Here is a 26642-nt window from a genome sequence, read left to right on the forward strand (position 1 = left end):
CCCTCGTCGGTGATCCGGCGAGGGCTTCGTCGTTCCCCGAGAATGGACCGATGATCTCCACCGAGCTCGCCACCACGCTCCGCGACGCAGGCCTGGTGTGGAAGCCCGCCGACGGCGACCAGTTCCGCATCCTCGAGGCCCCTGAGCTCGCGGGCGACGTCTTCACCGTGAGCACCATGACGATCGAGGCGCACGACTTCCCGACGGGCACGATCCTCGGCTTCAACGGCACGACCGAGTGGGCGCTCGACTCGGTCGCGATCGAGGACGCGCTGTGGCTGCCGCGCGAGGACCAGCTGCGCACGCTGCTGCGCTCGACGTTCCGGGCGCTGCGCCGCACCGCCGACGGGTACGAGGTCGAGGTCGAGCTGCTCGGCGAGCCCCGGGTCTTCGCCGACCCGGAGCCCGCCGAGGCCTACGGCCGCGCGCTCCTCGCGCTCATCGAGCTCACCCGCTGACGGCGAGCTCGAGCACGCCCCGCACCGCCGTCGTCGCACGGACGATGCTCGCCGCCGCGAGCGGGTCGCCCACCTGACGCTCGGCGAACACCTGCGCCTGGTGGACCCACCGGTCGGCCGCCTGCCAGTCGCCGGCGTCCGCGGCGACGAGAGCCCGCTCCATGCGGTCCTGGATGCGGGCGCCGACGCGCGCGTCGACGCGTCCGGCGTCGACCCGGTCGCCGACGAGCTCGACCACGTCGGTGTACCAGGCCGGGTCGGCCGCGAAGTCGTCGTGCAGGTGCCCCGCCTCGTGCGCCGCGCGCGTCGCCGCGACGACGGCGTCGGCATGCTCGCGCGCGTCCGGGTACCAGGTCGCGAGGGTCGCGTCGTCGACGGGCGTCGACGCGCCGTCGAGGAAGCAGAACCCGGGACCGGCGTTGAGTCCCGAGTTGAGCCGGGTCGGCACCTCCTGCTGGGCGAGACGGATGCCGCCCACGCCCAGGCCGCGCTCGTCGCGGGCGACGTCCCCGGGGGCGCCGGCGAGCTCGAGCAGCGGGGCCGACGGCGGCGCGGTCCCGTCGGCGACCCAGGCGGCGACGTGGTCGTACACGGTGGCCTGGACCATGTGCTGCGGCACGCGCGAGCCGGACGGCTGCTCGCACGTCTGCGGCGTGCCCGGGTAGCCGCCCGGTGCCGACCCGACGTCGCGCAGGCGCAGCCGGCCGTAGTCCGTGATGAGCTTCCAGTCGCCGTGCGACGCCCCCGCGACCTCCCACGTGCGCAGGCGGTCGGTGTCGGGCTGGCGCTCGGCCGCGCCGAGGAGGTTGATCGCGACGTCGGTCTCGCTGTTGAGCTTGAACACCGGTGTGTCGAGGTCGTCGCGGATCGCCCGTCCGCCGCCGTGCAGGACGACCGCGTCGACGACGCCCGCGAGCGGGTCGACCGAGTTGACGTACGACCACAGGCGTGACGCGGACTGGGAGTGCCCCGTCGCGACGACGCGCTCGGCCTCGAGCGGTCCGAGCGGCGCGACGCCCGCAGGCGCCCGGACCGCCTTGACGGCCTGGCTGAACACGTCCCAGGACAGCGTGTCGTCGGTCACGGCGCCGCCGTCGGTGAGGTCGAGGGAGCCGTACCGCGCGGGGCTCCACGCGCGCAGGCCGGTCGCCGAGTGCACGCCCGCGCGCTGCGCCGAGACGCCGACCCAGGCGTAGCCGTTGCGGACGAGGTGCTCGTGCGTCTGGAACCAGTCGACCTCCTGGTCCCACTGGTTGGAGACGTTGTACCACTCGGCGATCACCGTGCCGTTGAAGGCCGCCGGGTCGACCGGCCGACGCACGACGATCCGGGTGCGGTACTCGTGGCCGGTGCTCACCACGGTGGCGTCCGTGACGCCGTCGGCCCGGTACCGGGTCGCCTCGCCGTCGAGGAAGAACTCCTCCTCGACGTAGCCGTGCGCGGCGAGGTCGTAGTCCGTGGCGAGGAAGGGATAGCCGTGCGCCGGGTCGCCCGGTGCGGAGGTGATCGGGACGGGCCCGATCACCTCGGGGTCCGCCACGTCGGCGGGCGCGGCGACGGCGGGCACCGACAGGCCGGCGGCCAGCAGGGCGCCGGCGAGGGCGAGCGAGGTCGTGCGGAGAGCAGGCGGTGCGGGCATCACTGACTCCTTCGTCCGGGACCCCGACCACGCTGCCGAGGTCGCGGGCAGGGTACGCAGGCACCGGCGGCTTTGTCCATGGATCGCACAGGTTTTGAGCACGAGCCGACAGAAGTGGCCTTGCGGCCGTGGTCATGCGTCGCCGACCGTTCGCCGAGACGTCGACCACGGGACCGCCGTCGTTCATCGAGGTTCGGCATCGTCGGTGGTGCGGTGACGACCGTCGATCGGGCGGAGGCGGCGTTCACCTCCGCGGGGGCCGGGCGCGTCCGTCACGCGCGCGCGGCAGCGAGACCCTACGTGGCGGGCGTCGCAGTCGTGGCGACGCCCGCCACGTACCCTGGACGGGTGCCCGAGTCCCTGACCACCGAGACGCCCGTCCCCCGCTACCGCACGCAGCCGGTGAGCTTCGTGCGCCGCAGCGCGCGGCTGACCAAGAGCCAGCAGAAGGCCTGGGACACCAAGCGCGACCGCTACCTCGTCGAGGTGCCGCGCGCGCTCGCCGCGACGTCGGTCGACCCGGCGTGGCGGTTCGACGCCGAGGCGGTGTTCGGGCGGTGCGCGCCGCTCGTCGTCGAGATCGGCTCCGGGCAGGGCGAGGCGATCGTCGCCGCGGCCGACGCGCACCCCGAGCGCGACCACCTCGCCGTCGAGGTGTACACGCCCGGCCTGGCCCAGACGATCGTGCGCGCCGAGCGGTGCCGCGAGCGCCGGGGCCTCGACAACCTGCGGCTGCTGCAGGTCAACGCGGCCGAGCTGCTCGAGACCGCGCTGCCCCCGGCGAGCGCCGACGAGGTGTGGGTCTTCTTCCCCGACCCATGGCACAAGTCGCGGCACCACAAGCGCCGCCTGGTGCGGCCGTCGTTCGCGACGCAGGTCGCCCGCGTGCTGCGTCCCGGCGGGGTGCTGCGGCTCGCGACCGACTGGGCCGAGTACGCCGCGCACATGCTTCAGGTCCTCGACGCGTGCGAGGACCTGGTCAACGCGCACGGTCGGGGCGGGGTGGCGCCGCGCTTCGAGGGCCGCGTGCTCACGAGCTTCGAGCGCAAGGGCCGCGAGGCCGGGCGCGAGGTGACCGACCTGGAGTACGTCCGCCCGTCCTGACCGGCCACGACGTCGGACTGCGCTCCGGGCGCTCGCGGGTCACGATGGCCGCGGGGCGCGGTCGTCCGCGCGCGGGGTGCCGGGCGTCGGCGACCCGGGGCCGCTCGGCCCGGACGCCGTCCTCGCGTGGCGCGACGAGGTCACGCACGACTGGGACGACGCGAGCCAGGTCGAGTGGCTCGACGGCGCGGGGATCGCGCTCGTGCGGGGGCAGGCGGCGCTCGCGGCCGACGGGATCCTCGCGGGCCTGCGCCGGGCCGCGGACGCGGCGGCGCCCGGCTCCGCGGCGCCCGACCCGACGGCGCAGGGCGCCGCGGATAGGCTCGGTGCGTGACCACGACGACGAGGCGAGTCGGACTCGCCACCTGCTCCGTCTTTCCCGACCTGTACGTCGACGACCGTCCGCTCCTGGGCGCCCTGGCCGACCGCGGCGTGACCGCCGAGCCGGTCGTCTGGGACGACCCGGCCGTGGACTGGTCGGCGTACGACCTGGTGGTTGTGCGCTCGACGTGGGACTACTCGCCGCGGCGCGACGAGTTCGTCCGCTGGGCCGAGAGCCTGCCGCGCGTCGAGAACCCGGCCGACGTCCTGCGGTGGAACACCGACAAGGGCTACCTGCGGGTGCTCGAGCGCGCGGGGATCCCCGTGATCCCGACCATCTGGCTCGACCCCGAGCGGCACTTCTCGAAGCGCGCGGTGCACACGCGCATGCCCGCGTTCGGCGACTTCGTCGTCAAGCCCGTCGTGAGCGCGGGCGCCAAGGACACCGGCCGCTACCAGCCGGTGAGCGCCCAGTCGCGCGGCCTCGCCATCCAGCACGCCATGGAGCTGCTCGACGCCGGCCGCGCCGTCATGATCCAGCCGTACGTGACCTCGGTCGACACCGCGGGGGAGACCTGCCTCGTCTACGTCGACGGCGAGTTCCGGCACGCGGCCCGCAAGAACGCGCTCCTCACCGGTCCCCGCAAGACCGCGGGCCTGTACACCGAGGAGAAGATGTCCGCCGTCGAGCCGGGCGAGGCGCAGCTCGACGTCGCCACGCGGGCGCTCGACGTCGCTCGCGCCGAGCTCGGCCGCGACGAGCCGTTCCTCTACGCGCGGGTCGACCTCGTGACCCAGGACGACGGCACGCCGCTCGTCATCGAGCTCGAGCTCACCGAGCCCTCGCTGTGGATGCAGTACTCCGGCGACGCGAAGACGCTCGACGCGTTCGCGGACGCGATCGTCGCCCGCCTCTGACGGGCCCGAGCACCCGGGACGGCGAAGGCCCCGCACGGACGACGTCCGGGCGGGGCCTTCGTGGTGGGGTGGCTAACCGGGCTTGAACCGGCGACCTCCTGGACCACAACCAGGCGCTCTACCGACTGAGCTATAGCCACCATGGCACGGGGCGCGTGCGCACCGGCCGTCGAAAAGTGTACATGCTCGACAGGGCGGTCAGGACACCGAGGGCCGCCGCGTGACGGAGGTCTCGGCGACGCGCGCGGCGACGGCGCGAGCGGTCGCCGAGTCGGGCCCGGGCTGCGGCACGAACAGCGCCTCCCGGTAGTACCGCAGCTCGTCGATGCTCTCCAGGATGTCGGCGAGAGCGCGGTGCCCGCCCTCCTTCTTGGGCGACGCGAAGTACACGCGCGGGTACCAGCGGCGCGCGAGCTCCTTGATCGACGACACGTCGACGATCCGGTAGTGGAGGTGGTTCACCAACTCGGGCATGTCGCGGTCGAGGAACATCTTGTCGGTGCCCACCGAGTTGCCGGCGAGCGGGGCCCGGCGCGGCTCGGGCACCCACTCGCGCACGTAGTCGAGCACCGTCTTCTCGGCCTCGGCGAGCGTGACGCCCGAGGGCAGCTCGGTGATGAGGCCCGACGCGGTGTGCATCTCGCGCACGAAGTCGCTCATCTGCTCGAGCGCGTCGGCGGGCGGGGCGATGACGACGTCGACGCCGTCGCCGAGCACGGTCAGCTCGGAGTCCGTGACGACGGCGGCGACCTCGACGAGCGCGTCGGCGCGCACGTCCAGGCCGGTCATCTCGCAGTCGATCCACACGATGCGGTCGTTGGGGTTCGCGGGGCTCACGGGGGCCAGCCTACGGCCGCACGGCGAGGGCCCCGGGGTTTCCGGCCGACCTGTGGAGGTCGGGTCCGGGCCCCGGGGCCCTCGTCTCGTCGTGCCCCGCTCGCGTCCGGGATCGTCCCGGGGGTGCGGCGGGTCCTGCAGACCTCATGCGGTCTTCCAGGCGTGCAGCCAGGCGCCGACGGGGCGGCGGGTGCGGTGCCGGACGCCGTGCGGCTGGGTGCGGTGCTCCTGCCGAAGCCGACGGTAGGAGCGGATCTGCTCGGCCTCGGCGAGGCGTTCGCGATGGATCGTCCTCGACAGCTCGAGGACCTCGATGGGGTGCATGGTGCTGGTTCCTTCGTGACGTGGTTCTCCGGACCCTGGCCAAGGGGCCCAACCACCGCCCGGCGTCGGGCCGGACGGACGTCACCGCGGTGCAGTGGAGAGTCTTGCAACCACGAGGGAGCGTGCGCACGGCTTTTTGTGCGCCCACGGGCGGGTGAAGGCCCGGGGTACACCATGAACACCCCCGGGCGCACGGCGTCGGGAGCACGGCCCGGGCGCACGGACGAACCGGACACCGGCGCTACCATGGCAGGGCGCCTCCGTAGCTCAATGGATAGAGCACCGGCCTTCTAATCCGTAGGTTGCAGGTTCGAGTCCTGCCGGGGGCACCACGTCGTCCGGCGGCCGGGGGCGGCGCCGCGGTACGGTCGTCGCAGCCCGTTCCCGACGAGAGGACCGTCATGGCGCGCCCCGAGCTCAAGCTCCAGGTCGAGCTGCCGAGCGACCAGGAGGTCGGGGTGCCGGCCGACTTCGCGTCGGTCTGGCACACGTCGACCTCGTTCGTCATCGACTTCGTCACCGCGAAGTCGCCCGCCAAGCCGCTCGTCGACCGCGAGACCGGGGAGCAGACGGGCCACGCGCTGCCCGTGCGCGTCGCCAGCCGCGTGCGGATCCCGCCGCAGCAGGTGTTCGAGCTCGCCCGCGCGCTCACCCAGCAGCTCGACGCCTGGGAGCGCGAGACGGGCCGCAAGGCCGACGGCAGCGGACCGGCCTGACGTCGACCGGCGCGCGCGTTTGGCACGGCCCCGACCACAGGCAAGGATGAGCCCCGTGACAGGACCGGAGGGAACACGCGCCGCGCGCCGCGCCGGCAGCCGGCCCGACGCCGCGGCCGAGCTCGGCCAGACCGTGTACGACGTCGCCCGCGACTTGCGCCGCGACGTCGCCGAGGTGCGGCTCCCCCTGCCCGTCGACGGGGCGGCCGAGGCCGAGGCGTCGCGCGACCGGCTGCTGGCCCAGCTCGACGAGCACCTGCTGCCGCGCCTCAAGGAGCTGTCGTCGCCCGCCGTCGTGGTCGTCGCGGGCTCGACCGGCGCCGGCAAGTCCACGTTGTACAACTCATTGCTCGGCGAGGAGATCTCCGAGGCCGGCGTGCTGCGCCCGACGACGCGCGAGCCCGTGCTGGCGTTCAACCCGGCGGACGTCGACGTGATCGCCGAGGGGCCGGTCACCCGGTTGTCGCGCGTGGTGCACCACCCGGGCGTGCCGCGCGGGACCGCGCTGCTCGACGCGCCCGACCTCGACTCCTTCCTGCAGCAGAACCGCTCGACGGCCCAGCAGCTGCTCGAGGCCGCCGACCTGTGGCTGTTCGTCACGACGGCCGCCCGCTACGGCGACGCCCTGCCCTGGCAGGCGCTCGAGCGCGCGACCGAGCGCGGCGCCGCCGTCGCGATGGTGCTCAACCGCGTCCCGAAGGAGACGCTCACGACCGTGCGCGGCGACCTGCTGCAGCGGTTGCGCGACCACGGCATGACCGACGTCCCGCTGTTCGTCGTGCCTGACGTCGGCCCGCACGAGGGGCTGCTCGACCCGGTCGTCGTGGCCCCGGTGCGTCGCTGGCTGTCGATGCTCGCGGGGCCGGACCGGTCGCGCGCGGTCATCGTGCGCACGCTCAAGGGGGCGCTCGGCGCGCTGCCCGCGTGGGTCACGTCGCTCGCGGACGCGGTCGAGACGCAGGGCGAGGCCGCCGCCGTGCTGCGGCGCACGGTCGAGCACGAGCTGCCCGGGGCGGAGAAGCTCGCGCGGGACGCGGTCGCGGCGGGCGTCGTCGCGGGCGCGTCGGTCGAGGCCCGGTGGCGCGAGCTGTCGGGCACGGCGCGCGTGGACCGGGTCAAGGTCAAGGGCGACCGGGCGCGCAGCACGCGGCGCGCCGGGCGCGCACGCGGCGCCGCGCTCGAGGGGCTGCGCGAGGAGGTCACCGGGGCCGCGACCCGCACGCTCGTCGCGTCCGGCGCGCGCGTCGAGGAGCGGCTGCGGGCCGTGCTCGTCGGCCGCGGGGCGCCGCCGGGCGGGGCCGCGGTCGCGCCCGACGCCGCGGCGCGCGCCGCGGCCCGCGAGGAGTCGGTCCCGGCGACGGTGCGGGCGTGGGACGAGCGCGCGGACGCCGTCGTCGCCGACCTGCTGGCCGCCGGGGACACGCGCGAGCGTGCCGAGGCGGCCGCCAAGGCGTTCGACCGGCGCGGGCTCGGCACGCTGCTGCTCGCCGCGGCGGCCGGCTCCGACGACGCCGCACGCCTGCTCGAGCGCGTCCTGGGGGCCGCGGCCGACGAGCCGACCGCCGTCCTGCGCGAGGACCTCGCCGACCGGGCCGCCGCCGTCGTGCAGGCCGAGGTGCAGGCCGTGCTCGACCGGCTCGCCGCTCCCGACCTCACCGACGACGCGGCCTCCGGGCTGCGCGTCCGGCTCGCCGAGCTCAGGAGGATGACATGACGACGTCGCACGACGCGACGCTGCGCGCCCGCACCGAGGACCTCGCCGAGGCGCTGCGGATCGCGGGCCCGCGGCTCGACGACGCCACGCGCCGCCGCGTCGAGGCGGCGGTCGAGGGGGTCCGCCAGCGGCTCGCGCTCGGCGTCGACCACACGGTCGTGGCGCTCGCGGGGGGCACGGGGTCGGGCAAGTCGAGCCTGTTCAACCGGCTCACGCGCCTGTCGTTCGCCGACGTCGGGGTCAAGCGTCCGACGACGGCGCGCGTCACCGCGTGCTCCTGGTCGGCGGGCGCCGACGCGCTCCTCGACTGGATCGGCGTCGACCGCGAGCGCCGCATCGTCCAGAGCGGCGAGCTCGACGGGTCGGTGCACGGGGACCTCAGCGGCCTGGTGCTGCTCGACCTGCCCGACCACGACTCGGTCGAGCCCGCGCACCGCGAGGTCGTCGACCGGGTGCTGCCCATGGTCGACCTGCTCGTGTGGGTCGTGGACCCGCAGAAGTACGCGGACGACGCGCTGCACTCGGGCTACCTGCGGGAGCAGGTCGGCAGCGAGTCGTCGATGGTCGTGGTGCTCAACCAGGTCGACACCGTCCCGGCGGGGCAGCGCGAGAACCTCGAGGAGGACCTGGCGCGGCTGCTGCGCGACGACGGGCTCGAGGGCGTGTGGGTCCAGGGCGTCTCGGCGCGCACGGGCGAGGGCGTCGACCGGGTCTACGACCTGCTCGAGGAGGTGTGCGCCCGCCGGTCCGTCGCGGCGGGGCGCGCCGCGGCCGAGCTCGACGCGGCCGCGCGGGCGTTGCTGGAGCAGACCCCGGCCGACGTGCCGTGGCACACGGAGGCCGCGGTCGAGCGCGAGCTCGGCGCGCTGGTCGAGGCCACGGGCCTCGACGCGGTGGCGCGCCAGGTGGGCGCGGCGGTCCGCAACGGCTACGGCATGCCCGAGTTCCCGCCGCCGGACCGCGACGCGATCGCGCTGTCGCGCTCGCGCTGGCTCACGCGGGCCGGTGCGTCGCTGCGCCCGGGCTGGCAGCGGGCGCTGGCCGAGTCGGTCGCGAGCGCCGACCAGCTCCGCACGGCGGTGGCCGGCGCGCTGCGCAGCATCTCGCTCGACACCCGCGGGCCGGCGTCGGCACGGGCGCTGCAGCGCGCGGGCTGGCTGGCGGTCGGGGTCGCGGCGGTCCTGGCGGTGCTGGGCGTGCTCGCGGTCACGGGGGTGCTCGACCTCGCCGACCCGTGGCCCGTGGTGCTGCTGGTCTCGGCCGTGGTGGTCGGGGTCGGCGGCGTCGCGCTGTTCGTGGCCCGGGTCGCGATGCGGCGCTCGCTGGCCCGGCGGCGCGAGCGTGCGGTCGCGAGCGCGGGCCGGGCGGCGCTCGAGCAGGTGCTCACCGACGGGCTGGGCACGCCGACGCAGCGGCTGCTCGTCGACCACCGCCGGGTGCGCGAGCTCGCGGCGTCCGCGCGCGACCTCCCGCACGGACGACCGCTCACCGGGTCGCGGAGGCTGCCCACAGCCGACGAGGTCGGTGCGTCGTCCACAGGGCGTGCCGCGGGCGGGGCGCGGGAGTCTGCCCCCGCCTGATCCTGGGCGTCCCGGCCGGCGGTGCGCCGGCCCCGACCTCAGGAGGACGCATGAGCGACGTCAACGTCACCGTCGTCGGGCACGTCGGCACCGACGCCGGCCTGTCCGTCTCGACCAACGGCGTGGAGTGGACGACCTTCCGCCTGGCGAGCACGCGCCGGGTGCGCAACCCGCAGACCGGCGAGTGGAGCGACGGCGAGACGCTGTGGTTCACGGTCAAGGCGTTCCGCGAGAAGGCGCGCAACCTCAGTTTCTCGCTGCGCAAGGGCGACCCGGTGGTCGTCACCGGCCGCTTCACGACGGAGGAGTGGGACGCCGAGCGCGTCCACACGCTCCCGGACGGGTCGACCGTGACGCTGCCCGAGCGGCGCTACCGGCACGTCATCGAGGCCCAGCACGTGGGCGTCGACGCGACGCGCGGGGTCGTGCGGTTCGCACGGATCGACCGCACCGACGCGCCGGCGGGCGCCGGGCCGGGCGGCCCGGGCACGGGCGCGGCCGCGACGGGCGGACCCGGCGACGACGTGCCGGTGCCGGGCACGACGGCGTCGCTCGTCGACCCGTGGCAGGTGCGCGTGCCCGACGACGCGAGCGGGCTCGCGGACGACGATGCGGACGGTGCCGACGAGCTCGAGGGCGCCGAGCCGGTCGGCGCCTGAGGCCCCGTGTCGCGTAGGCTGGGGGACCGGCCGCACGCCGGTCCTCCAGCATGCCCGCTGGAGCCTCGAAACTCCGCGCGATCGAACGGTGGAAGCAGAGCCAGTGGCTGAGTTCATCTACACCATGTACAAGGCGCGCAAGGCGCACGGCGACAAGGTCATCCTCGACGACGTGTCGCTGAACTTCCTGCCTGGCGCCAAGATCGGCGTCGTCGGCCCGAACGGTGCCGGCAAGTCGACCATCCTCAAGATCATGGCCGGCCTGGACCAGCCGTCCAACGGCGAGGCGCGCCTCGCGCCGGGCTACACGGTCGGCATCCTGCAGCAGGAGCCGCCGCTGAACGAGGAGAAGACGGTCCTCGGCAACATCGAGGAGGCCGTGGCCGGCATCAAGGCGAAGGTCGACCGGTTCAACGAGATCTCCACGCTCATGGCCGAGCCCGACGCCGACTTCGACTCGCTCATGGCCGAGATGGGCGAGCTCCAGGAGGACATCGACCACGCCGACGCGTGGGACCTCGACTCGCAGCTCGAGCAGGCGATGGACGCGCTGCGCTGCCCGCCGCCGGACGCCGACGTGAAGGTCCTCTCCGGTGGTGAGCGCCGCCGCGTCGCGCTGTGCAAGCTCCTCCTCGAGAAGCCCGACCTGCTGCTGCTCGACGAGCCGACCAACCACCTGGACGCCGAGTCGGTGCTGTGGCTCGAGCAGCACCTGGCGACGTACCCCGGCGCCGTGCTGGCGGTCACGCACGACCGCTACTTCCTCGACCACGTCGCGGAGTGGATCTGCGAGGTCGACCGCGGCCGCCTCTACCCGTACGAGGGCAACTACTCGACGTACCTCGAGAAGAAGCAGGCCCGCCTCGAGGTCCAGGGCAAGAAGGACGCCAAGCTCGCCAAGCGCCTCAAGGAGGAGCTCGAGTGGGTGCGCCAGAGCGCCAAGGGCCGCCAGGCCAAGTCGAAGGCGCGCCTGCAGCGCTACGAGGAGATGGCGGCCGAGGCCGAGCGCACGCGCAAGCTCGACTTCGAGGAGATCCAGATCCCGGCCGGCCCGCGCCTGGGCAACCTCGTCCTCGAGGCGACGAACCTCCAGAAGGGCTTCGGCGACCGTCAGCTCATCGACGGCCTGAGCTTCACGCTGCCGCGCAACGGCATCGTCGGCGTCATCGGCCCCAACGGCGTCGGCAAGACGACCCTGTTCAAGACGATCGTGGGCCTCGAGCCGCTCGACGGCGGCGAGCTCAAGATCGGCGACACGGTCAAGATCTCCTACGTCGACCAGAGCCGTGGCGGCATCGACCCCAAGAAGACGCTGTGGGAGGTCGTCTCCGACGGCCTCGACGTCATCAAGGTCGGCAACACCGAGATCCCCTCGCGGGCGTACGTCGCGTCGTTCGGCTTCAAGGGCCCGGACCAGCAGAAGCCCGCGGGTGTGCTGTCCGGCGGTGAGCGCAACCGCCTCAACCTCGCGCTCACCCTCAAGCAGGGCGGCAACCTGCTGCTCCTCGACGAGCCGACCAACGACCTCGACGTCGAGACCCTGGGCTCGCTCGAGAACGCGCTGCTCGAGTTCCCCGGCTGCGCCGTCGTCGTCTCGCACGACCGCTGGTTCCTCGACCGCGTCGCGACGCACATCCTCGCGTACGAGGGCACCGAGGAGAACCCGGCGAGCTGGTACTGGTTCGAGGGCAACTTCGCCTCCTACGAGGACAACAAGATCCAGCGCCTGGGCGCCGAGGCCGCGCGGCCGCACCGCGTGACCTACCGCAAGCTCACGCGCGACTGACCGCCGACCGGCGGGCGCACCGTGGCCCGGTCCTCGCCCGAGGACCGGGCCACGGTCGCGTCCGCGCAGGCTCCTGACCTGCGCGCACCGCCCGGACCGGCCAGACTGGGCGCATGACCGAACCCGACGACGTGCCGCGCGGCGAGACGGAGCCGGCCCCCGCTGTCGGGAAGCACGCGGCCGGGCCGGCCGACGCCCCGGCCCCCGGGAACCTGCCCGGCCCCGGCGCCTCGATCGTGGCGCTCATCGACGCGCTCGAGACGCTGCGCGCGCGCCTGGGCGCGCTGCGCCTGCCGCTCGAGACGCCGGGCGCGCCCGTGGCCCGCGTCGACCTCGCCCGCGCCGTCGACCAGCTCGACGACTACCTGCTGCCGCGGCTGCGCGCCGAGCGGGCGCCGCTGCTCGTCGTCGTCGGCGGCTCCACCGGGGCCGGCAAGTCGACGCTGGTCAACTCGCTCCTCGGCGAGCAGGTGTCGGCGCCGGGCGTGCTGCGCCCGACGACGCGCGCGCCCGTGCTCGTGCACCACCCGCTCGACGCCCGCTGGTTCACGACCGACCGGATCCTGCCGGGCCTCGCCCGTGTCACCACCGACCTGTCAGACGCGCAGAGGGCTGGAGCCCACCAGGGTTCTGACACCCCGCCGGGGAGGTCGCTGCGGCTCGTCAAGAGCGAGTCGTTGCCCCAGGGCCTCGCGCTGCTCGACGCGCCCGACATCGACTCCGTCGAGACGGCCAACCGCGAGCTCGCGGCGCAGCTGCTCGGCGCCGCGGACCTCTGGCTGTTCGTCACCACCGCCGCCCGGTACGCCGACGCCGTGCCCTGGGACCTGCTCGTGCAGGCGTCCGCGCGCAAGGCGCAGGTCGCGATGGTGCTCGACCGGGTCGACCCCGGCGCCGAGACGGTCGCCGACGACCTGCGCCGCCTCATGGCCGAGCACGGGCTCGGCGACGCGCCGCTGTTCGTGATCCCGGAGGCGGCCGAGGCCGGCCCCGGCGCCCTGGAGGAGGGGTACCTGCCCGAGGAGGCCGTGGGCGAGGTCGCGGCCTGGCTCACCGGGCTCGGGGGCGACCCGGAGGCCCGCGCCCGCGTCATCGCCGCGACGCGCGACGGCGTCGTCGACGACCTCGTGCGCCGGTCGGTGCACCTGGCCGACGCCGCCGACGCGCAGCACGCCGCCGACGCCCGCCTGCGCGACGCCGTCCGGCGCCACCACGCCGACGCGCTCGCCCAGGTCGACGCCGCCACGTCCGACGGGGCGCTGCTGCGCGGCGAGGTGCTCGCGCGCTGGCAGGACTTCGTCGGCACGAGCGAGTTCTTCCGCTCGGTCGAGGCCGGCGTCGGGCGGCTACGCGACACGCTCACCGCCTTCTTCCGCGGCCGGCCGCGCCAGGCGCCGCAGGTCGAGCAGGCGATCGCGCACGGGCTCGAGTCCGTGATCCTCGACGCCGCCGAGCAGGCCGCGGAACGCACGTACGAGACGTGGCGCGCCGACGCGGCCGGGGCCGCGCTGCTCCAGGGCCTCGAGCTGTCGCGCACGTCGGGCAACCTCCGCGTGCAGGTCGGCGACGAGATCCGCGGCTGGCAGGCCGACGTGCTCGAGCTGGTCCGCGAGCAGGGCGCCGAGAAGCGCGGCACCGCCCGTGCGCTCTCGCTCGGCGTCAACGCGCTCGGCGTGTGCCTCATGGTCCTCGTGTTCGCCTCGACCGCCGGCCTCACGGGCGCGGAGATCGGCATCGCGGGCGGCACGGCGATCCTCGCCCAGAAGCTGCTCGAGGCCGTGTTCGGCGACGAGGCGGTGCGCCGGCTGTCGGCCGAGGCGAAGAAGCGCCTCACGGCGCGCGTCCGGTCCGTCCTCGACGGCCAGGCGGCCCGGTACACCGCGCAGCTCGACGCGCTCGGCACGCAGGCGCCCGCCGGCGACGCGGTGCGCGAGGCGGCGCGCGCCGTCGAGGGCGCGGCGCGTGCGGAGCGCTCGGTGCGGCCCGAGGCGACGGGCGGGTCCACGCGGGCCTTCAGCGGCGGCATGCTGCGCGGGGCGGGCACCCTGCGCCGGCCGACCACCGACGGCGTGCCCCGCGTCGAGGCGCACCGGCCCGCGCCCGCGGACGACCGCCCGCCCGAGCGGCGCCGGTCCGGGTTCTGGGACTGGTTCCTCGGCCGGAAGGACTCCACCCCGTGAGCCGCATCGACCTCGCGGCCCGCACCGCGGCGCTCGAGAACGCCGTGACGGAGGCGACCGGGCGGCTCGAGCGCGACCTGCTCGACGACGCGCGCGCCGTCGTCGCGCGCGCCCGCGAGCGCGGCGGGCTGTCGGCCGAGCACACCGTCGTGGCGCTCGCCGGCGCGACCGGGTCCGGCAAGTCCAGCGTGCTCAACGCCGTCGCGGGCGACGACATCGCCGCCCCGGGCGTGCGGCGCCCCACGACGTCGCACGCGCTCGCGGCCGTGTGGGGCGACGGCGCCGACCCGCTGCTCGACTGGCTGGAGGTCCGCCGGCGCCACGAGATGCCCGTCGCCCCCGTCGCGGACGGCGCCGGGTCACCGAACCCGGGGCCCGCCACGGGTGCGCGCGGCCTCTTCCGGCGGCACCGCACGCCGGCCGGGATCACGACGGGCCTCGTGCTGCTCGACCTGCCGGACCACGACTCGGTCGTCACCGAGCACCGCGTGCGGGCCGAGCGGCTCGTCGAGCGCGCGGACCTGCTCGTGTGGGTCGTCGACCCGCAGAAGTACGCCGACGCCGCGCTGCACGAGCGCTACCTGCGCCCGCTCGCGGGGCGCTCCGACGTCGTGGTCGTCGCTCTCAACCAGGTCGACCGGCTCTCGGACGGGGAGGTCGACGCGATGCTCGCCGACCTGCGGCGCCTCGTCGCAGCCGACGGGCTCGACGGCGCGCGCGTCCTGCCGGTGTCGGCGCGCACGGGCCAGGGGATCGACCACCTGCGGGGCCTGCTCGCCGACGCCGCCCAGCGGCGCGAGGCCGCGACCGCGCGGCTCGCGGGCGACGAGCGCGCCGTCGCCCGGCGGATCCTCGACGCGTGCGGCACGGCGCCGTCGGAGCGCGCGGGCGAGCGGGCCAAGGGGGCGCTCACCGCCGCGCTCGAGGACGCCGCCGGCGTGCCCACCGTCGTCGACGCCGTGCGCCGGTCGGCCGTGCGGGACGCGCGCGCGGCTACCGGCTGGCCCGTGACGCGCTGGCTCGGGCGCTTCCGGCCCGACCCCCTGCGCCGCCTGGGTCTGCGCCCCGACCCGGCGCGGTCGGGCGAGCGGCCCGACCTCGTGCGCACGTCGATGCCCAAGACCCGTCCCGCCGTCCGCGCGGCGTCCGCGTCGGCCGTGCGGCAGTACGTCGACCGCGTGACCGAGGGCGCGCCCGACCCGTGGGTCATCGCGGCGCGGCACCGGGCGCAGGACGGTATCGACCGGCTGCCCGACGCGCTCGACGCGGCCGTCGCCGGGACGCAGCTCGAGGCCGCGCGGCGGCCGGTGTGGTGGCGGGTCGTCGGCGTCCTGCAGTGGCTGCTCCTCGCCGCCGCGGTGGTCGGTCTGCTGTGGCTCGCCGCGTCCGCGGCCGTCGCCTACTTCCGCCTCCCGCCGCTGCTGGTCCCCGAGCTCACGGTCGACCTGACGGACCGGGGCGGGGGAGTGCTCGAGGTCGCGTGGCCGACGCTGCTCGCGCTCGGCGGGCTCGCGGCGGGACTCCTGCTCGCGCTCGTGGCGCGGCTGTTCGCCGCCGTCGGCGCCCGACGCCGCGCCACCCGCGCGCGACGCCGGCTCCGCGAGGCGGTCGCCGACGTCGCCGACCGGCTCGTGCGGCTGCCCGTGGGCGAGGAGATGGTGGCCCTGGCGCGGTGCCGGACGGCGGCGGCGATCGCGGCGTCGTGACCGTGCGACGATGCGGGGCATGATCCGACTGCACGTCCCCGTCCCGCTGCGCTGGTCCGACCTCGACGCGTACCAGCACGTCAACAACGTCGCGATGTTCCGGCTCCTCGAGGACGCCCGCATCACCGCGTTCTGGCGGCACCCGGAGGCGGAGGACGGCGACGCGTGGCCGACGGCCATCCTCGACTCGGGCCCGGCCGCGTCGTCGCACACGCTCGTGGCGTCGCAGCAGATCGAGTACCTCCGCCCGCTCGGGTTCTCCCGCACGCCCGTGCGCGTCGAGCTGTGGATCGGGAAGATCGGGGGCGCGAGCCTCGACGTCTGCTACGAGGTCCACGACGGCGTCCCCGGCGGCTTCCCGCGCACGGGTCCGGCGTCGGGCACGGAGCCGTACGTGCGCGCCGCCACGACGATCGTGCTCATCGACGCCGCCACCGGCCGCCCGCGCCGGATCTCCGACGACGAGCGTGACGCCTGGGCCGCGTTCACCGGCGAGCCGCTCGAGTTCCGCAGGCGCTGACGCCGCACCGGCACGCACTGCGAGGGCGTGCGCGCGCCGTCAGACTGTCCGCGTGCCCCGCCTGCGACGTGTGTCCGTGTCGTCACCCGGCTACGGCCGCCGTCGCGCGGGTCGTGGCTGGGTGTTCCTCGACGTCGACGGCACGCGCTTGACCGACGAGGAGGAGCTCGCGCGGTGCCACCGGCTCGCCGTGCCCCCGGCGTGGCGCGACGTGTGGATCTGCCGCTACCCGAACGGGCACATCCAGGCGTTCGGGTACGACGACGCGGGGCGCGGCCAGTACATCTACCACGAGGCATGGACCGAGCGCCGCAAGCGCCGCAAGCACGACCACGTGCTCGACGTCGGGCGCCGGCTGCCGGTCGCACGTCGCCGCGTCGCACGCGACCTCGAGCTGCCCGGCATGCCGCGCGAGAGACTGCTCGCCCTCGCCTTCCGCCTGCTCGACCTCGCGTACTTCCGCGCGGGCGGGGAGATCTACGCCAAGAAGAACAACAGCTACGGGCTCGCGACGATCCGCAAGGACCACGTCCGCGTCCGGCGCGACGGGTCGGTGCACTTCCGCTACCCCGCCAAGTCGGGGCAGGTGCGCGACGTGCTCGTCGACGACCCCGTCGTGGCCGAGCTGGTCACGACGCTCAAGCGGCGGCGCGGCGGCGTCGACCTGCTCGCCTGGCGCGAGACCGGTCCCGACGGCCGGGCGCGCTGGCGCGACGTGACCAGCGCCGACGTGCAGGACTACGTCAAGCAGCAGCTCGGCGAGGACGCCACGCCCAAGGACTTCCGCACGTGGCACGCGACCGTGCTCGCGGCGCGCGCGCTCGCCGATGTCGGCGCACCGCCCGCGTCGGCGAGGAAGCGCCGCACGATCGTCGCCGACATCGTGCGCGACGTCGCCGAGGAGCTCGGCAACACCCCTGCCGTCGCCCGCGCGTCGTACGTCGACCCGCGGCTGTGGGACCTGTGGGAGCGCGGCGAGACGATCGGGTCGACCCGCTCGACGGCGCGCGCCGAGCGCGAGGTGCTAGACCTGCTCGGGTGAGCGCCGTCGTCGGGCAGCGCTCCGTCAGGCCGGCAGGCGGACCATGCCCTCCTGGGCGATGCTCGCGACGAGCGCACCCTCGCGGTCGTAGATCCGCGCCAGGCCGAGTCCGCGGCCGCCCTGCGCTCCGGGCGACTCCTGGACGTAGAGCAGCCAGTCGTCAGCCCGCGCGTCGCGGTGGAACCACATCGCGTGGTCGAGGCTCGCCATGGGGACCGCGCCGCCGACGTCGAGCCACGAGCGGCCCGCCTGCCGCAGGACCGGCTCGAGCATGACCTGGTCGCACGCGAACGCGAGCAGCGCGCGGTGCAGCAGCGGGTCGTCGGACGCGATCTCGTGCCGGGCGCGCACCCACACCAGCTGCGTCGCTTCCCGCTTGGCGGGCGGGCCGAGGTAGAGCGAGCCGCCGACGTGCCGCAGGTCGAACGCGGACTCGTGCGACCAGAACCGCGCCGCCGGGTGGTCGATGCCGCCGAGCAGCTCGATCGCCGAGGTGACGTCCTCGGGTGCGGGGACGCCGTCGGGCGCGGGCGTGAACGCCTCGTAGCCCGGCTGGTCCTCCTGGAAGGACGCGGTGAGCGACAGGATCGGCTGGCCGTGCTGGATCGCGTGCGTGCGCCGGGCGCTGAACGAGCGGCCGTCGCGCAGGCGCTCGACGGCGAAGTCGATCGGGGCGTCGAGCGCACCCTCGCGCAGGAAGTACGCGTGCATCGAATGGGGGAGCCGGCCGTCGTCCACGGTGCGACCGCACGCGAGCAGCGCCTGGGCGAGCACCTGGCCGCCGTAGACCCGCCGCGCCGGCCCGGGCACGGAGTCGCCGCGCCACAGGTCTTCCTCTCCGCGCGGGCCCCAGCCGTCGACCTCGCGCAGGTCGAGCACCGACAGCAGGCGCTCCAGCGCGTCGGGGATGCCCGACGCCGCCACGTCCGTGGAGGTGGTCGTCTCGCTCATGGGTGGGTCCGTCCTCGCCGCTCAGTCCTCGAAGGTGTTGATCATGCTGAACGCCGCGCGCTCCAGGTAGTCCCACAGCTGGGCCTCGTGGATCGGCGCGAGGTCGAGCGAGTCGACGGCGGCGCGCATGTGCCTCAGCCAGCGGTCGCGCGCGTCGGGGTTGACCTTGAACGGCGCGTGCCGCATGCGCAGCCGCGGGTGGCCGCGCTGCTCGCTGTACGTCGTCGGGCCGCCCCAGTACTGCTCGAGGAAGAGGGTCAGGCGCTCCTTGGCCGGGCCCAGGTCCTCCTCGGGGTACATGGGCCGCAGGACCTCGTCGGTCGCCACGCCCTCGTAGAAGACGTCCACGAGGCGCACGAAGGTCTCGTGCCCGCCGACGGCGTCGTAGAAGGAGTCAGGTCGCACCGCCACAGTCTCCCAGATCCCGCGCGAGGCGACCGACCCGCCCCCGAGTCCCCGACGGGATACCCTGGGTACAGACCTGCAAGGACGCACCCCCAGGAGTGACCGAATGAGCAAGGCGGACAACATCCTCGCGGCGCTGGGCGGCACCACCAACGTCGTCGAGCTCGAGCCGTGCATCACGCGGCTGCGGGTCCAGGTGGCGGACCCGTCGCTCGTCGACGAGCCGGGCCTCAAGCAGTCCGGTGCGTTCGGCGTGGTGCGCTCCGGCCGGATCGTGCAGGTCATCGTCGGCCCCGAGGCCGACAACCTCGCCGCCGAGATGGACACGCTGCTCGCCTGAGCGGTGCCGCCCGGGCCGGCCCGGCTACGCCTCGGCGGCGTCCGAGGACGCCTCGACCGTCTCGCCGGCGCGCAGCACGCCCGCGGCGCGCAGCTCGGCCTGCGCGGCCCGCAGCAGCGCGCGCGAGACGTCCCACTGCTGGCCGGGCTGCACCTGCGCGTGCAGCGTGAACGTCAGCGTGAAGTCGTGGACCGCGTCCACGCCGCGCACCGACGGCGCCTCGAGGAAGGACCCGGTGAGCTCCGGGTCGGCATGCACGGCGTCGGCCGCGCGGCCGAGCGCGGCGCGCACGACGTCGAGGTCCGCGTCGACGGGGACGCGGACCTCCGCCAGCGCACGCGCCCACTGCTGCGTGCGGTTGCCGGCGCGAAGGATCTCGCCGTTGCGCACGTACCAGAGCGTGCCGTCGAAGGAGCGGACCTGGGTCGTGCGGAGCTGGACCTCCTCGACCGTGCCGACCGCGCCGGAGCCGAGGTCGACGACGTCGCCCACGCCGAACTGGTCCTCGACCAGCAGGAAGATGCCCGAGATGAAGTCCTTGACGAGGCTCTGGGCGCCGAAGCCGAGCGCGACGCCCGCGACGCCCGCCGACGCCAGGAGCGGGCCGACGTTGACGTCGAGCTCCTGGAGGACCATGAGGGCCATGAGCGTGCCGACGATGATGTTGGCCGCCGAGCGCAGGACGGACCCCACCGTGCGGGCCCGCTGGGCGCGGCGCGCGCTGGCCAGCGGGTTCGCGGCCGTGAGCGCGTCCTCGACGAGCGGCGCCCGGCGCAGGAGCCGGCGACGCGGGGCCGGGTCCGTCGTCGTCGTGCCCGAGCCGGTCGCGATCCGCTCCGTCACGTGCGAGATCGCGCGCCGCAGCAGGACCAGCAGGAGGGCCCCGACGGCGAGGATGATCAGCACGCGCAGCGGCCAGCCGGAGAACCACTCCCAGAAGCCGGCCCACGCGTCCTCGCCGGCGCGCAGCACGTCGTCGGCCGTGCTGCTCGTGCTGGGCTCGGGGCTGGGCGCGGTCGCCGCGGGCGCGGCGAGGAGGGGGAGGCTCGGGGTCGGGGCGGCAGGGGTCGTTCCGATCACCCGCGCCACGGTAGCGGTCGCGCCGGGTGCGGACGGAGCCGTTGACCGAACCGTCACGAAACCTTGGAGAAGGCCGCGTGGGCGCACTGCCCGTGCCCGGGTTCGATGGCAGGATCGTCCCCGTGAGCGACGACCTGATCACCGGCGACGACGTGCCCGCCGAGCTGCTCGAGCTCGCCGCTGCGCACGGGGTCCTCACCGAGCACCACACGTTCGCGGGCGGGACCGAGCGCGTCCGCGCGTCGACGCTCGTGGCGGTCCTCGAGGCCCTCGGCGTCCCGGCCGCGACCCCCCAGCAGATCACGCACAGCCTCCAGCGCGCCCGCGACGAGGAGTGGCGCTCGGTGCTGCCGCCGACCGTCGTCGTGCGTCAGGGCGAGGAGACGCGGGTGCCGGTGCACGTGACTGACGGCGCGTCCGTGCACGTGTGGACCGAGGTCGACGGCGCCGAGCCGACCGCCCGGCTGTCCCAGCACCGGCCGCGCCGCGACCTCGAGCAGGTCGACGCCTTCGTCGAGCCCCGTACGGTCGACGGGCGGCGCGTGGGCCGCGCGACCTTCGTGGTGCCGGCCGACCTGCCGCTCGGCTGGCACTCGCTGCACGCGCTGAGCGAGGGGCACGAGACGCGCGCGACGCTCGTCGTGACGCCGCGCCGGCTCGAGCTGCCGCCCGCGGTCGCCGAGGGGCAGGTGTGGGGCTTCCTCGTGCAGCTGTACTCCGTGCGCTCGCGCACCTCGTGGGGGCTCGGCGACCTGGCCGACCTGGCCGACCTCGCGTGGCTCACGGCGCACCGGGCCAAGGGCGACTTCGTCGCGGTCAACCCGCTGGCCGCGGCCGAGCCCGTCACGCCCATGACGCCGTCGCCGTACCTGCCGACGAGCCGGCGCTTCCTCAACCCCGTGTACGTGCGGGTCGAGGACATCCCCGAGACGGCGTACCTGTCGGCGGCCGACCGCTCGCTCGTCGAGTGGGCCGCGGACCCGGTGCGCGAGCTCACCGAGGACCCGGGCCCCATCGACCGCGACGCCGTGTGGGAGGCCAAGAAGGCCGCGCTCGACGTCGTGTTCACCGCGCCCCGCCGCGCGGCCCGGCAGGCGGCGTACGAGGAGTTCGTCGAGGAGCAGGGCAAGGGCCTGCGGGACTTCGCGACCTGGTGCGCGATCGCCGAGCACCTCGCCGGCAAGGAGTGGCCGCGCGAGCTGTCCGACCCGGGCTCGGCCGCCGTCGCGGCGCTGCGCGAGGAGCTGGCCGAGCGCGTCGAGTTCTACTGCTGGCTGCAGTGGGTCGCCGACGAGCAGAAGCACACGGCGCAGCGCGTCGCCCGCGAGGCGGGCATGGCGGTCGGGATCATGCACGACCTCCCGGTCGGGGTGCACCCCGAGGGCGCCGACGCGTGGGCGCACCAGGACGTGCTCGCGCGCGGCGTGTCCGTCGGCGCGCCGCCCGACATGTACAACCAGCAGGGTCAGAACTGGTCGCAGCCGCCGTGGAACCCGCGCGCGCTGGCCCGGGCCGGCTACGTCCCGTACCGGGACATGCTGCGCACGGTGCTGCGCCACGCGGGCGCGCTGCGGGTCGACCACATCCTCGGCCTGTTCCGGCTGTGGTGGGTGCCCGGCGGCGCCAAGGCGTCCGAGGGCGCGTACGTGCGCTACGACCACGAGGCCCTCGTCGGCATCCTGTGCCTCGAGGCGCACCGGGCTGGCGCGATCGTCGTCGGCGAGGACCTCGGCGTCTACGAGCCGTGGGTGCGGGACTACCTCGCCGACCGCGGGATCCTCGGCACCTCGGTGCTGTGGTTCGAGAAGGACGACGACGGCCGCCCGCTCCCGCCGGAGAAGTACCGCCGCATGACCCTCGCGTCGGTCGGCACGCACGACATGCCGCCCACCGCCGGGTACCTGGCCGGCGAGCACGTCGACCTGCGCGAGCGGCTCGGCCTGCTCACCGAGGACCCGCAGGTGCTGCGGCAGCGGGCGCGGCTCGAGCGCGACACCGCCGTGCGGACGCTCGCCGAGCGCGGGCTCGTCGGCGACGACCCGTCCGAGCGCGAGATCGTCGAGGCGCTGCACCGGTACCTGCGGCGCTCCCGCGCCGCCATGGTCGGCGTCCAGCTCGTCGACGCCGTGGGGGAGCGGCGCTCGCAGAACCAGCCCGGCACCGACCAGGAGTACCCGAACTGGAAGGTGCCCCTCGGCGACGCGGCCGGCAACGTCGTGCTCGTCGAGGACCTCTTCGACAACGCCCGCCTGCGCTCGCTGGTCCAGGCCCTCAACACTGCGAGGTAGCGGGTCCCTCCGCGAGGTAGCGCGGCTCGCGCGCTACCTCGCGCAGGACCGCGCTACCTCGCGGAGGGACGCGCTACCTCGTCAGGCGTCGGCGGCCTGCGCGGCGAGGGCGCGCTCGGTGTCGGCGAGCTGCTCGACGACCATGCGGCGCAGGGCGGCGGGCGCGTCGGGGTGCGCGTCCAGCCAGCCGCGCACGGCGTCGCGCAGCCCCTCCGTCGCGAGCGGCGCGGGGTACAGGCCCTCGATCAGCTCCTCGCTGATGTGGTAGCTGCGCGACTCCCAGATCGGCAGCAGCGCGTCGACGTACCGGGCCACGAGCGGCTCGAGCACGCTCGCGTCGGCGCTCACGTGCACGAAGCCCGCGGCCGTCGAGCGGATGATCGCGTTCGGCACGTCGGACGTCTCGACGATCGACGCGAACGCCTTCTCCTTCGCCTCGACGGTCGGGATCGCGGCCCGCGCCCGCGCCGCGGCCTGGCGGCCGGTCGCGGTGTCGTCCTGCGCGAGCGTCTCGGCGATCTCGTCCTCGCCCGCCGCGCCCAGGATCACGAGGCCCTCGAGCAGCTCCCAGCGCAGGTCGGTGTCGATCTCGAGGCCCTCGAGCGCCACGGTGCCGTCGATGAGGCCGCGCAGCGGCGCGACGTGGTCGGGCGTCGAGGCGAGGAGCGCGAAGTACTTGACGAGCTGCAGCTGCAGGTCGGAGCCGGCGTCGGCCTGCTGCGCCAGCGTCCACAGCGTGTCGCCCACGCGCGCGAGCGTCTCGGTCCGGCGCGACGGCGCCACGTACCGGCGCGCGGCCAGCCCGAGCTGGGCCAGGGTGGTGCGCACCGTCGTCGACTCGGTCTCGGCCGCGATGTTGCCCAGCACGAGGTCGACGTACGACGACGCCGGAGTCTCGCCGTCGCGCACCGCGTCCCAGACCGAGCCCCACACGAGCGAGCGGGCGAGCGGGTCGGCGATGCGCGAGAGGTTCTCGATCGCGAACCCGAGCGACGCCTCGTCGAGCCGGATCTTCGCGTACGCGAGGTCCTCGTCGTTGAGCAGGATCAGGCCCGGGCGCTCGCGCCCGACGAGCGACGGCACCTCGGTGCGCTCACCGTCGACGTCGATCTGCACCGCGTGCGTGCGCACGAGCGCGCCGTCGACCAGGTCGTAGAAGCCGATGCCGAGGCGGTGCGGGCGGATCGTCGGGTGATCGGCCGTCGCGGACTGGAGCACCGCGAAGCCGGTGATGCGGCCGTCGGCGTCCACCGCGACGTCGGGCCGCAGCGTGTTGACGCCCGCGGTCTCGAGCCAGAGCTTCGACCACGACCCGAGGTCGCGCCCGCTCGTGGCCTCGAGCTCGGAGAGCAGGTCGGTCAGCTCGGTGTTCGACCACGCGTGGCGCTTGAAGTACGAGGCGACGCCCGCGAGGAACTCCTCGCGCCCGACCCAGGCCACGAGCTGCTTGAGCACCGAGGCGCCCTTGGCGTACGTGATGCCGTCGAAGTTGACCTGCACGTCCTCGAGGTCGTTGATCGGCGCGACGATCGGGTGCGTCGAGGGCAGCTGGTCCTGCCGGTAGGCCCACGTCTTCTCCATCGCGGAGAACGTGGTCCAGGCGGCCTCCCACTCGGTGGCCTCGGCCGTGGCGAGCGTCGAGACGTACTCGGCGAACGACTCGTTGAGCCACAGGTCGTTCCACCACTTCATGGTGACGAGGTCGCCGAACCACATGTGGGCCAGCTCGTGCAGGATCGTCACGACGCGGCGCTCGCGCACGGCGTCGGTCACCTTGGAGCGGAAGACGTACGACTCGGTGAACGTGACGCAGCCCGGGTTCTCCATCGCGCCCATGTTGTACTCGGGCACGAAGAGCTGGTCGTACTTGTCGAACGGGTACGGGAAGTCGAAGACCCGCTCGAAGAACTCGAAGCCCTTGCGCGTGGTCTCCATGATGTAGTCCGCGTCGAGGTGCTCCGAGAGCGAGGCACGGCAGAACACCCCGAGCGGGATCGTCCGGCCGTCCGACGACGTCAGCTCGCCGCGCTGCACCGCGTACGGTCCGGCGACGAGCGCCACGAGGTACGACGAGATGCGCGGCGTGGGCTCGAACCGCCACGTCGCCGCCTCGACGCCGGGGTCGCTCGCGTGGCTCGCCGGCTCGGGCTCCGGCGTCGGCTGGTTGGACACGACCTGCCACGCCGCGGGCGCGGTCACCGTCACCCGGAACGGCGCCTTGAGGTCGGGCTGCTCGAACGTCGCGAAGACGCGGCGCGCGTCGGGCACCTCGAACTGCGTGTAGAGGTACACCTCGCCGTCGACCGGGTCGACGAAGCGGTGCAGGCCCTCGCCGGTGTTCGTGTAGGCGCAGTCGGCGACGACGCGCAGCTCGTTGGTCTCCTCGAGCCCGTCGAGCGCGATGCGCGAGTCGCTGAACACCGACGTGACGTCGAGCGAGCGGCCGTTGAGCACGACCTCGTGCACCGTCGGCGCGACGAGGTCGACGAACGTGCTCGCACCGGGGGTGGCCGAGAACCGGACGACCGTGGTCGAGGCGAACGTCTCGGCTCCGGTGGTCAGGTCCAGGTCGATCTCGTACGACTCGACGGCGGTCACGACGCCGGCGCGCTCGATCGCCTCCGCGCGGGTCAGGTTCTCTCCGGGCACAGGTGCTCCCTCTCCTCGACGATGCCGCGGGTGGCGGCGCGTGCGGGCCGCGGCGGTGCGGTCCAAGGGTCGATCATGCCACCTCGGTCCGCGGCGCCCGAACGGTTTCCTCGGCCTCCCGAAGGCCCTGGTCAGCGGGACGTGTTCGACCTCCGAGACCGGATCGTGACATCCTTCCGGGTGCGTCGTGCGTGGTTCACCCCTGCCCGGCGCACCGACCCGAGAGGGAGGAGTCCCGATGTCCGGCACCGTGCCGCCCCCGCCGCCGCCCCCGCCCGGCCCCGCACCGGAGCCCGAGGGCGCGCCGGTGTCCGGCGTGCCGCCACGGGTGTCGCGCGTCCCGTCGGCGTACCGCATGCCGCCGTCGGTGAGCCCGTCGCGCTCGGGCGAGGTGCCGGTCCAGAGCGTGCCCGCGCCCGGGCCCGCTCCGACCGTCGCGCTCACCCCGGCCTCGTACCCCACGGCGGCCCGGTACCCGGCAGCGCCGACGACGGCGCACGCGCCGGTCCCCCCGGCGCCCGAGCCGGTCACGCCCACGTCGCCGTCGTCGCCCGCCGAGGCGCCGACGCAGGCCTGGTCCGCGCAGCCTGCGGCGTACCCGACCCAGGCCTACGCGCCGCAGGCCTACGCGCCCCGGCAGCCGGCGCAGGGCGACTGGTGGGGCGACCAGTGGAACGGCGCCCCCGCGCAGCAGCCGCAGCAGATCCCGCCGGGCGGCTACCAGCCGCCGGCGCACCACGCGTACGCCGCGGCCCCGGCCGCGACGGCCGCGGCGCCCGCCGTCGCGCCGGCCGGGGCGGGCGACGGCACCGGCGGCACCTCCCGCCGGCGCAAGGGCGGCCTGACGCCGGGCTGGATCGCGTTCATCGCGGTCGACGCGCTCCTGCTCATCGTCGCCGTCGTCTTCGCGGTCCAGATCTTCGCCGGGGGCGGCGGTGCGCCCACGGACGAGGCCGAGGCCGGCGCCGGCGCGGGCGCGCAGGCCACGCAGGAGGCCGGCGAGGACGCCCAGGGCACCGAGGACGACGCGGCCGCCGACGAGCTGCCGGCGGGCGAGGTCCTCGCCGAGTTCGCCTCGCCGTCGCGCAACATCACGTGCCAGATCACCACCGCGGGCGCCTCGTGCGGCATCGCCGAGCTCGACCAGCAGCCGGCCCCGGTCGAGGGCTGCGACGGCACCACGGGCTACGTCGTCGCGATCGACGGCGAGGGCAGGGTCTCGCTGCCGTGCGTCCCGTCGTCGGACCAGCCGCAGAAGGCCGGCGACGGGACGAGCGTCCTCGAGTACGGCCAGTCCGTCACCGAGGGCGACTACACGTGCTCGAGCGCCGAGACCGGGATGTCGTGCACGTACGACCCCAGCGGCCGCGGGTTCTCGCTCGCCCGGGCGGGCATCGGCACGTTCTGACGCCGCCCGGGCGAGCG

The 26642-nt window shown here is 75.0% G+C and carries 23 protein-coding genes and 2 tRNA genes; 17 read left to right on the plus strand and 8 right to left on the minus strand.

Going from position 1 to position 26642, the window contains the following annotated elements; translation table 11 throughout:
* The first annotated feature begins 50 nt into the window (after positions 1-50).
* A complete protein-coding gene (locus ISOVA_RS05270) occupies positions 51-458 on the plus strand; it encodes a hypothetical protein (RefSeq protein WP_013838221.1) in 408 nt (135 codons plus the stop codon).
* On the opposite strand, the gene ISOVA_RS05275 is transcribed toward ISOVA_RS05270, so the two are convergent.
* Entirely contained in the window at positions 448-2097 is a 1650-nt protein-coding gene (locus tag ISOVA_RS05275; protein WP_013838222.1) for an alpha/beta hydrolase domain-containing protein, read from the minus strand. The two genes, ISOVA_RS05270 and ISOVA_RS05275, sit on opposite strands and share 11 nt — an antisense overlap.
* Before the next feature lie 348 nt (positions 2098-2445).
* Here ISOVA_RS05275 and trmB point away from each other — a divergent pair, with 348 nt between their 5' ends.
* From trmB to ISOVA_RS05290, 3 genes are all read left to right on the plus strand, one after another.
* Positions 2446-3201, plus strand: coding sequence for a tRNA (guanosine(46)-N7)-methyltransferase TrmB (trmB, locus tag ISOVA_RS05280; protein WP_049788421.1), 756 nt, complete (start codon positions 2446-2448; stop codon positions 3199-3201).
* A gap of 76 nt (positions 3202-3277) precedes the next feature.
* Positions 3278-3535, plus strand: coding sequence for a hypothetical protein (locus tag ISOVA_RS05285; protein WP_041294787.1), 258 nt, complete (start codon positions 3278-3280; stop codon positions 3533-3535).
* Positions 3532-4440, plus strand: coding sequence for an ATP-grasp domain-containing protein (locus tag ISOVA_RS05290; RefSeq protein WP_013838224.1), 909 nt, complete (start codon positions 3532-3534; stop codon positions 4438-4440). Before ISOVA_RS05285 ends, ISOVA_RS05290 begins: the two co-directional genes overlap by 4 nt.
* Before the next feature lie 64 nt (positions 4441-4504).
* On the opposite strand, the gene ISOVA_RS05295 is transcribed toward ISOVA_RS05290, so the two are convergent.
* From ISOVA_RS05295 to ISOVA_RS05305, 3 genes are all read right to left on the minus strand, one after another.
* A tRNA-His gene (locus tag ISOVA_RS05295) sits at positions 4505-4580 on the minus strand.
* Between the two features lie 58 nt (positions 4581-4638).
* Positions 4639-5277: an oligoribonuclease gene (gene orn, locus ISOVA_RS05300; protein ID WP_013838225.1), complete on the minus strand. Its 639-nt coding sequence runs from the start codon at positions 5275-5277 to the stop codon at positions 4639-4641.
* Between the two features lie 144 nt (positions 5278-5421).
* Positions 5422-5601, minus strand: coding sequence for a hypothetical protein (locus ISOVA_RS05305; RefSeq protein WP_041294788.1), 180 nt, complete (start codon positions 5599-5601; stop codon positions 5422-5424).
* Positions 5602-5857: 256 nt separating this feature from the next.
* Here ISOVA_RS05305 and ISOVA_RS05310 point away from each other — a divergent pair.
* From ISOVA_RS05310 to ISOVA_RS05355, 10 genes are all read left to right on the plus strand, one after another.
* Positions 5858-5933: transfer RNA gene (locus tag ISOVA_RS05310), tRNA-Arg, on the plus strand.
* A gap of 69 nt (positions 5934-6002) precedes the next feature.
* Positions 6003-6317 (plus strand): DUF3467 domain-containing protein, encoded by a 315-nt coding sequence (locus ISOVA_RS05315; protein ID WP_013838226.1) that lies wholly within the window; start codon positions 6003-6005, stop codon positions 6315-6317.
* 46 nt (positions 6318-6363) lie between these two features.
* Positions 6364-8031: a GTPase gene (locus ISOVA_RS05320; RefSeq protein ID WP_041294789.1), complete on the plus strand. Its 1668-nt coding sequence runs from the start codon at positions 6364-6366 to the stop codon at positions 8029-8031.
* Positions 8028-9611, plus strand: a complete 1584-nt coding sequence (locus ISOVA_RS05325; RefSeq protein WP_013838228.1) for a GTPase — start codon at positions 8028-8030, stop codon at positions 9609-9611. The genes ISOVA_RS05320 and ISOVA_RS05325 overlap by 4 nt, the downstream gene beginning before the upstream one ends.
* Before the next feature lie 50 nt (positions 9612-9661).
* Positions 9662-10270: a single-stranded DNA-binding protein gene (locus tag ISOVA_RS05330; RefSeq protein WP_013838229.1), complete on the plus strand. Its 609-nt coding sequence runs from the start codon at positions 9662-9664 to the stop codon at positions 10268-10270.
* A gap of 103 nt (positions 10271-10373) precedes the next feature.
* Complete coding sequence (gene ettA, locus ISOVA_RS05335) at positions 10374-12056, plus strand: energy-dependent translational throttle protein EttA (RefSeq protein ID WP_013838230.1); 1683 nt, start codon at positions 10374-10376, stop codon at positions 12054-12056.
* 113 nt (positions 12057-12169) lie between these two features.
* Positions 12170-14236 (plus strand): dynamin family protein, encoded by a 2067-nt coding sequence (locus ISOVA_RS05340; RefSeq protein WP_013838231.1) that lies wholly within the window; start codon positions 12170-12172, stop codon positions 14234-14236.
* On the plus strand, positions 14233-15942 hold the full coding sequence (locus ISOVA_RS05345; RefSeq protein WP_013838232.1) for a GTPase family protein: 1710 nt from the start codon (positions 14233-14235) through the stop codon (positions 15940-15942). Before ISOVA_RS05340 ends, ISOVA_RS05345 begins: the two co-directional genes overlap by 4 nt.
* 19 nt (positions 15943-15961) lie before the next feature.
* The gene (locus tag ISOVA_RS05350; RefSeq protein WP_186004572.1) at positions 15962-16462 is read left to right on the plus strand and encodes an acyl-CoA thioesterase; all 501 of its coding nucleotides are present in this window, start codon (positions 15962-15964) and stop codon (positions 16460-16462) included.
* Between the two features lie 52 nt (positions 16463-16514).
* Positions 16515-17504, plus strand: coding sequence for a DNA topoisomerase IB (locus ISOVA_RS05355; RefSeq protein WP_013838234.1), 990 nt, complete (start codon positions 16515-16517; stop codon positions 17502-17504).
* Positions 17505-17528: 24 nt separating this feature from the next.
* On the opposite strand, the gene ISOVA_RS05360 is transcribed toward ISOVA_RS05355, so the two are convergent.
* Positions 17529-18455 carry an acyl-CoA thioesterase gene (locus tag ISOVA_RS05360; RefSeq protein ID WP_013838235.1) on the minus strand — a complete coding sequence of 309 codons (927 nt, stop codon included), beginning with the start codon at positions 18453-18455 and terminating at the stop codon, positions 17529-17531.
* 21 nt (positions 18456-18476) lie between these two features.
* Entirely contained in the window at positions 18477-18860 is a 384-nt protein-coding gene (locus tag ISOVA_RS05365; protein ID WP_013838236.1) for a globin, read from the minus strand.
* A 106-nt stretch (positions 18861-18966) separates the two neighbouring features.
* Between ISOVA_RS05365 and ISOVA_RS05370 the strand changes: the two genes are divergently transcribed.
* On the plus strand, positions 18967-19200 hold the full coding sequence (locus tag ISOVA_RS05370) for a PTS sugar transporter subunit IIB (protein WP_013838237.1): 234 nt from the start codon (positions 18967-18969) through the stop codon (positions 19198-19200).
* A 24-nt stretch (positions 19201-19224) separates the two neighbouring features.
* Here the strand turns inward: ISOVA_RS05370 and ISOVA_RS05375 are convergent, their stop codons facing one another.
* A complete protein-coding gene (locus tag ISOVA_RS05375) occupies positions 19225-20280 on the minus strand; it encodes a mechanosensitive ion channel family protein (RefSeq protein ID WP_233275948.1) in 1056 nt (351 codons plus the stop codon).
* Positions 20281-20402: 122 nt separating this feature from the next.
* Here ISOVA_RS05375 and malQ point away from each other — a divergent pair, with 122 nt between their 5' ends.
* Positions 20403-22568 (plus strand): 4-alpha-glucanotransferase, encoded by a 2166-nt coding sequence (gene malQ / locus ISOVA_RS05380; RefSeq protein ID WP_049788248.1) that lies wholly within the window; start codon positions 20403-20405, stop codon positions 22566-22568.
* A gap of 81 nt (positions 22569-22649) precedes the next feature.
* Here the strand turns inward: malQ and pepN are convergent, their stop codons facing one another.
* On the minus strand, positions 22650-25217 hold the full coding sequence (pepN, locus tag ISOVA_RS05385) for an aminopeptidase N (protein ID WP_013838240.1): 2568 nt from the start codon (positions 25215-25217) through the stop codon (positions 22650-22652).
* A 238-nt stretch (positions 25218-25455) separates the two neighbouring features.
* Here pepN and ISOVA_RS15395 point away from each other — a divergent pair, with 238 nt between their 5' ends.
* Positions 25456-26625: a hypothetical protein gene (locus tag ISOVA_RS15395; RefSeq protein WP_013838241.1), complete on the plus strand. Its 1170-nt coding sequence runs from the start codon at positions 25456-25458 to the stop codon at positions 26623-26625.
* Positions 26626-26642: the final 17 nt, after the last annotated feature.

Origin of the sequence: Isoptericola variabilis 225 (assembly GCF_000215105.1) — a bacterium.
GTDB classification, from domain to species: Bacteria; Actinomycetota; Actinomycetes; order Actinomycetales; family Cellulomonadaceae; genus Isoptericola; species Isoptericola variabilis_A.

What these genes read in the sequence shown, in the direction of transcription:
- ISOVA_RS05270 (WP_013838221.1), top strand. Translation starts at nt 51, where the DNA reads ATGATCTCCACCGAGCTCGCCACCACGCTCCGCGACGCAGGCCTGGTG.
- ISOVA_RS05275 (WP_013838222.1), bottom strand. Translation starts at nt 2,097, where the DNA reads ATGCCCGCACCGCCTGCTCTCCGCACGACCTCGCTCGCCCTCGCCGGC.
- ISOVA_RS05305 (WP_041294788.1), bottom strand. Translation starts at nt 5,601, where the DNA reads ATGCACCCCATCGAGGTCCTCGAGCTGTCGAGGACGATCCATCGCGAA.
- ISOVA_RS05315 (WP_013838226.1), top strand. Translation starts at nt 6,003, where the DNA reads ATGGCGCGCCCCGAGCTCAAGCTCCAGGTCGAGCTGCCGAGCGACCAG.
- ISOVA_RS05320 (WP_041294789.1), top strand. Translation starts at nt 6,364, where the DNA reads ATGAGCCCCGTGACAGGACCGGAGGGAACACGCGCCGCGCGCCGCGCC.
- ISOVA_RS05325 (WP_013838228.1), top strand. Translation starts at nt 8,028, where the DNA reads ATGACGACGTCGCACGACGCGACGCTGCGCGCCCGCACCGAGGACCTC.
- ISOVA_RS05330 (WP_013838229.1), top strand. Translation starts at nt 9,662, where the DNA reads ATGAGCGACGTCAACGTCACCGTCGTCGGGCACGTCGGCACCGACGCC.
- ISOVA_RS05340 (WP_013838231.1), top strand. Translation starts at nt 12,170, where the DNA reads ATGACCGAACCCGACGACGTGCCGCGCGGCGAGACGGAGCCGGCCCCC.
- ISOVA_RS05350 (WP_186004572.1), top strand. Translation starts at nt 15,962, where the DNA reads ATGATCCGACTGCACGTCCCCGTCCCGCTGCGCTGGTCCGACCTCGAC.
- ISOVA_RS05360 (WP_013838235.1), bottom strand. Translation starts at nt 18,455, where the DNA reads ATGAGCGAGACGACCACCTCCACGGACGTGGCGGCGTCGGGCATCCCC.
- ISOVA_RS05370 (WP_013838237.1), top strand. Translation starts at nt 18,967, where the DNA reads ATGAGCAAGGCGGACAACATCCTCGCGGCGCTGGGCGGCACCACCAAC.
- ISOVA_RS15395 (WP_013838241.1), top strand. Translation starts at nt 25,456, where the DNA reads ATGTCCGGCACCGTGCCGCCCCCGCCGCCGCCCCCGCCCGGCCCCGCA.